The following is a 6,000-nucleotide window of genomic DNA, read 5'->3' on the forward strand; positions in this document are numbered from 1 at the left end:
CTCCCGCCGCGCGACCCCGATCCGTGGCGTGCGCTCTGGGCGATGATGGTGGGCTTCTTCATGATCTTGGTCGACGCGACCATCGTCGCCGTGGCCAATCCGTCGATCATGGAGGCGCTGCACGCGGACTACGACGCCGTCATCTGGGTCACCAGCGCCTACCTGCTGGCGTACGCGGTACCGCTGCTGCTGGCCGGTCGGCTCGGCGACCGCTACGGCCCCAAGAACCTCTACCTGCTGGGCCTGGCGGTGTTCACCGGCGCGTCGCTGTGGTGCGGGTTGGCGGGCAGCATCGAGGTGCTCATCGCGGCCCGGGTGTTGCAGGGCGTCGGCGCGGCGCTGCTCACCCCGCAGACGCTGTCGTCGATCACCCGGCTCTTCCCGGCTTCCAACCGCGGCGTGGCGATGAGCGTCTGGGGCGCCACCGCGGGCGTCGCGACGCTCGTCGGCCCCATCGCCGGCGGCTTCCTGGTGGACGGGCTGGGGTGGCACTGGATCTTCATCGTCAACGTGCCGATCGGGATCGTCGGCCTGGTGCTGGCGTACTGGTTGGTGCCCACCATCGAGACGTCGTCCCACGCGCTGGACGTGCCCGGGGTGGTGCTGTCCGGCATCGGCATGTTCTTCGTGGTGTTCGCCTTGCAGGAGGGGCAGTCCCACGACTGGGCCGCGTGGATCTGGGTGACCATCGTGGCGGGTCTGGGGTTCCTCGCCGCGTTCGTCTACTGGCAGTCGGTGAACCCGCGCGAGCCGTTGATCCCGCTGCGCATGTTCCGCGATCGCAACTTCAGCTTGTCGACGGCGGGCATCGCGGTGATCGGGTTCGCCGTCACCGCGATGATCCTGCCGGTGATGTTCTACGCGCAGGCCGTCGCGGGGTTGTCCCCGACGCGCGCCGCGATCCTGACCGCGCCCATGGCGGTGGCGTCCGGGGTGCTGGCGCCGTTCGTGGGCCGCATGGTCGATCGGGTGCACCCGACGCCCATCGTGGGGTTCGGCTTCTCGGCGTTGGCGGTGGGCATGACGTGGCTGTCGGCGGAGATGACGCCGACGACGCCGATCTGGCGCCTGGTGCTGCCGCTGACGCTGGTGGGCGTGGGCATGGCGTTCATCTGGTCGCCGTTGGCGACGACGGCGACGCGCAACCTGCCGCCCGACCTCGCAGGTGCGGGATCGGGGGTCTACAACGCGGTGCGCCAGGTCGGCGGCGTGCTGGGCAGTGCGGGCATGGCGGCGTTCATGACGGCGCGGATCAGCGCGGAGATGCCCGGTGGCGGCAACCGTCCCGCGGGGACCGAGGCCGCCGTGACCAGCCTGCCGGAGTTCCTGCGAGTCCCGTTCTCGGCGGCGTTGTCGCAGGCGTTGCTGCTACCCGCGTTCGTGGCGCTGTTCGGGATCGTGGCGACGCTGTTCCTGCGGAGTGGCGCGCGGCGGCCGGCGCGCGTCGGCGCGGTCGCGGCGCCGACCGGGGGCGACGGCGCGGCATCGCTGGGTCGCGTCGGTCGGGCGGACGGGCACGACGAACACGACTTCCGGGACGACTTCCGGGACGATGACGAGTACGTGGAGTACGTCGTCGACTGGGACGACTCGCCGCTCGAGGCCCATCCGCACCGCGACGTGGTGGCGGCCGACGAGAGCGCCACGGCGCCGCTGCCGGCGCCGGCGCACGAGGGGCGCGTCGCCGCCGGGATCGAGATGGACGCCGAGTCGGACGCCGGGATGGAGGAGGTGACCGACGTGCACCCCGCGATCGACCCGGTGGCAATGCCCGAGCCGGACCAGGAGCCGGATCGCCGGTGGCGCAGCATCCTCGACGATCTGCTGGCGGTCGACGGTGCGCCGCCGGATTCCGGACGCCATTCGAACGGACACGCGCGCAACGGTTTCCACGTCGACGGCGAGTCCGGTCTGCACTCGCTGCCGCCGTCCGGGGGCAGGCACGGCCGCGGTGACGGCGAGGGCGGCTCCGGCAGGCACGCGCGCGACTGACGCGGCCCCCGGCGCCTGGGTGCGTCGAGTGGGAACGTGGCGACGCGTTCACCGGCGCAACGTGTCGTCGGTTTCCCACTCGACGAGACGCACGCGTGGTGGCGGGCGGACCGCGGCGGCACTACCCCGACAACGCCAGGAACGCACCCAGGTCGACGAGGCCCTCCGGGGTCGACGGCAGGTAGTCGGTGAGGTGCGTCGAGCGCACCAGCACCGCGGCGTACTTCGCCCGGCTTACTGCCACGTTGAGTCGATTCCGGTTCAGCAGGAACGACATTCCCCGCGGGACGTCGTCGGCAGAGGACGCCGTCAGCGAGACGAACACCACCGGTGCCTGCCTGCCCTGGAACTTGTCGACGGTGCCCACCTCCACGTCGAGGCCGGCGGCGGCGAGGTGGCGCTGCAGCGTCACCACCTGGGCGTTGTACGGCGTGACGACGAGGAAGCCTCGCGCGTCGAGCGCGCTGGCCGCGCCGTGCTCGTCGGTCCATCGCCGGCCCAGCAGGCTCCGGATCTCGGCGACGATGGCCTGGGCCTCCTCGGGGCTGTCGGTGGAGTTCCCGAGGTGGTCGACGGTGACGGTGTGCACGCCCGGGTCCATGCCTTCCAGCGAGCGGGCGCCGCTGACCTCGGTCTTGGCGTGCAGCCGGCCGTCGTAGGACAGTCGCGACACCGGACCGCACACCGCGGGGTGCATCCGGTAGGACACGTCCAGGAAATAGCCGCGTTCCGGGGGCAGCGTGTGTTCGCCGTCGACGAGCCAGCCCAGCGCCGAGTCGTCGACCGGTTCGGGGTGCGTGCCCTGGCTCACCTGCGGCAGCTGCCGAGGGTCGCCGAGCAGCAGCAGGTTGTGCGCGGCGGCCGCGACGGCGATGGTGTTGGCCAGGTTGAACTGCCCCGCCTCCTCGACCACCAGCAGGTCCAGGCTGGCGCGGGGTACGCGGGCGGCGTTGGCGAAGTCCCATGCGGTGCCACCGATGACGCAACCGCCGTCCGCGGCGATGAAGTCCGGGTAGTCGGCTTCCTCGACCCGGGCCCACGGTGCGCCGTCGCGGGCCTTCTTCTTGCCGACGCGCTGGGGGTCGGCTCCGGCGGCCACGACGGCGTCGAGCAGGTTCTCGACGACGGCGTGCGACTGCGCGACGACGCCGACGCGCCAGCCGCGCTGCGCCACGAGCCGCGCGATCACCGCCGCCGAGGTGAACGTCTTGCCGGTGCCGGGCGGCCCGTGCACGGCGACGTAGGAGCAGTCGAGGTCGAGCAGGGCGGCGGTGATGTCGTCGACGACGACGCCGGTGTCGGGGAGCGGGGCGCCGCTGCGGGTGCGCGGGGGCCGTCGCAGCAGCACGTCGGTGACGGCGTCGGCGGGCAGGGCGGGCAGGCCGGCGGCGACCGCCGACGCGGCGTCCTCGATGGCGTCGCGCAGCGGTCGGGTGTTGATGGGCGGTCCCGGCGCCAGCGCGAACGGCAGTTGGTCGAAGACGTCGCCGGCCTTGGGTTGCCGTTCGCAGACGACGACGTCGGTGGGCACCTCGGGGTTGTCGCACTCCAGCACGGCCACGGATCCGAAGGCGCGGCGGTCGGGGTCGTCGGCCAGGCCCTCGGGTGCGGGCGGGTCGTACAGCGCGTACATGTCGCGGCCCAGTTCGCCGTTGGCCAACGCGCCGGTGAGGCGAACGTGCCGCTGGGGTTTGCGTGCGCGGGGCGGTTGGTGCCAGTCGGCGACGACCTCGGCCGCGTCGGCGACGAAGACGCCCGAGTCGTCGGCCCATTCGTCGACGGGGTTGTTCACGCGGTCGAAGTGGCTCCACCAGAACGGTTTGTCCTCGCGCCGGTGGAAGCCGCGGGCGGCGGCGACCATGGCGACGGCGCGCTGACCGGCCGTGCGCTCGTCGACGCCGTCCCCGGCGAAGGTCATCAACCGGCGGTGCAGGCCGTCGGCGACGTCGACGGCCTCGCGGGGGTCGGCGTCGCGCACCGGTTGTGGCCCTCGCGGGGGCACGGCGGATTCGATGGCCCTGGCCATCAACCAGTCTCGCAGTCGCCGCGTGGAGCGGCAGTCGTAGCGGTTGTAGTCCTCGATCTGTGCGAGCACGACGTCGGCGTCGTCGGCGTTGCCCTCGTCGCGCAGCGCACAGAAGCGTGCGTATTGCGTGATGGAGTCGGTGGCCGTCGTGACCTCGCCGGTGCGTAGTTCGTTGCCCATGTAGAGCGGTTCGAGGTACTTGATGGAGTAGCTCTCGATGCCGACGCGAATGCTCTTGCGCACCAGGGGATACAGGTCGACGAGGATGCCGTTGCGCAGCATGTCGTCGACGTCGTCCTCGCCGACGCCGTATCTGCCGGCCAGCCGCAGCAGCGTGCTCTTCTCGTAGGCGGCGTAGTGGTAGACGTGCATGTTGGGGAAGCGCTTGCGGCGCTTGCGCACCAGCGCCAGGAAGTCGACGAGCGCCTGGCGTTCGCTGCTGCGGTCGTGGGCCCACAGCGGCGTGAACTCGTCGGCGACGGTGAGCACGCCCCACAGGTATTCCAGTCCCCACTGCTCGCCGTCGACGGTCCACAGTGGGTCGCCCTCGAAGTCGAAGAACAGGTCGCCGCGGTCGGGTTCGGGCAGCACCATGAGCGGTTGGGCGTCGACCACCTCGTACGGCGGCTTGCCGGCGTGGCGGTCGCGGACCTGCAGGCGGGCCTGGGCGACCAGCCCGGTGACGGCTCGGGCCGACAGTTCGGGCACGGTGCCGCTGAACTCGGCGAGGTCGTGCATGGTGGTGACGCCCGCGTCGAGCAGGCGGGCACGCTGGCTGGTGCGCATGCCGGCCACGAGCAGCAGGTCGTCGCTCGCGCGTACCTCGACCGTGCATTCGGGACAGCGGAAGCACGCGCGCACGGACTCGTCGGCCCAGTCGACGGGGCGGCCGCCGGCCAGGTGCGCGTCGAGCAGTCGTTGCAGCGCTGCGCGCCGGGGCAGGTAGACCGGCAGCAGGTCCTCGACCCGGTAGGTGGCCACGGCGCCGGTTCCCAGGACGAGGTCCACCTCGGGTGCGACGGGGACGCCGGCGCGGGTTAGCGCGTCGGCGTAGGCCGCGAGCTGCAGCATGGCCTCGACCTTGACCGAGCGGGCGAGCTTGGTGTCGCGCAACCGGTAGCGCGGTCCGTCGGGCCCGTCCTCGAGCACCAGGAAGTCGGCGAAGCCGAGGAAGCGGCCGTCGAACATGGCCGCCTGGTAGACCACGGGGGAGCGGTCGGCGATGGCGGCCATGGTGGCGGCGGCAGCGGCGTGCAGGCCGGCCGCGGTGTAGGCGGGCCTGCCGATGACGGTGACGCCGTCGGCGGTCCGCGCGCGCACGTCCTCGAGTTGCCGGCGTTCGTGTTCGTCACCGAGAGTCGTGGTGCGCCTGAGCAGTTCGTCGTCAGTGGTGACGGCCGGCCCGCGGCCCAGCGTGGCGTCGAACGCTCGCAGCAGCGCGTACTCGCAGCGCGCGGCGGCGGCGAGATCGGAGGCGCTGAAGACCACGTGGTCGTCGAGCAGGAACACGTCCCCGACTGTAGGGCAGCCCCCCGACGAGGCGGCCGTGCCGGCGCCGGCGGAAGGTCAGCCGGTGTTGCCGATCAGTTCGACGCCGTTGCCGTTCCACCGGAACTTCACGACGCTCTTGAGGCCGGTGGTCTCGTTGGCGTACATCAGCGCGACGGTGTCTCCGGTGGTCCCGGTGGCGTCGATGCCGTTGAAGCCGTAGGTGTCGGGCACGCCGGTGGGGATGAACTTCCCGAGGTGGAACAGCACGGCGCGGGTGTTGGGGTTGCTCGCGTTGGTGTTGGCCTTGATGATCACGGCCGACAGCGGCGCGCACTCGTTGTAGTTGCCCGCCAGCGGCTCGGGGCTCCATGGCTGCTGGCTGCGCGGGTCGCGGGGCAGTGCGGCGACGGCCGTCGCGATCTCGGGTGCGGCCAGGTTGGTGGCGCAGGGGTCGGGCGGCGGCGGTGTCGGCGCGGGCGGGGGCGCGGCCG

The 6,000-nt window shown here is 72.1% G+C and carries 3 protein-coding genes; 1 reads left to right on the forward strand and 2 read right to left on the reverse strand.

Annotated features, from left to right (window positions below):
- Window positions 1-42: 42 nt before the first annotated feature.
- Window positions 43-1,992 carry an MFS transporter gene (locus tag AC30CM_RS20940; RefSeq protein WP_490118836.1) on the forward strand — a complete coding sequence of 650 codons (1,950 nt, stop codon included), beginning with the start codon at window positions 43-45 and terminating at the stop codon, window positions 1,990-1,992.
- 121 nt (window positions 1,993-2,113) lie between these two features.
- Here AC30CM_RS20940 and AC30CM_RS20945 read toward each other — a convergent pair whose 3' ends face one another.
- Together AC30CM_RS20945 and AC30CM_RS20950 are read right to left on the reverse strand one after the other, a co-directional pair.
- Complete coding sequence (locus AC30CM_RS20945) at window positions 2,114-5,527, reverse strand: TM0106 family RecB-like putative nuclease (RefSeq protein ID WP_490118831.1); 3,414 nt, start codon at window positions 5,525-5,527, stop codon at window positions 2,114-2,116.
- 57 nt (window positions 5,528-5,584) lie between these two features.
- Window positions 5,585-6,000 (reverse strand): LppP/LprE family lipoprotein (locus AC30CM_RS20950; protein ID WP_490118832.1); only part of this gene is annotated, 416 nt, incomplete at its 5' end.

Source organism: Mycobacterium sp. DHQP2018-32-09 (assembly GCF_058148405.1).

Coding starts and splice junctions, on each gene's coding strand:
- AC30CM_RS20940 (WP_490118836.1), top strand. CDS start 43: ATGATGGTGGGCTTCTTCATGATCTTGGTCGACGCGACCATCGTCGCC.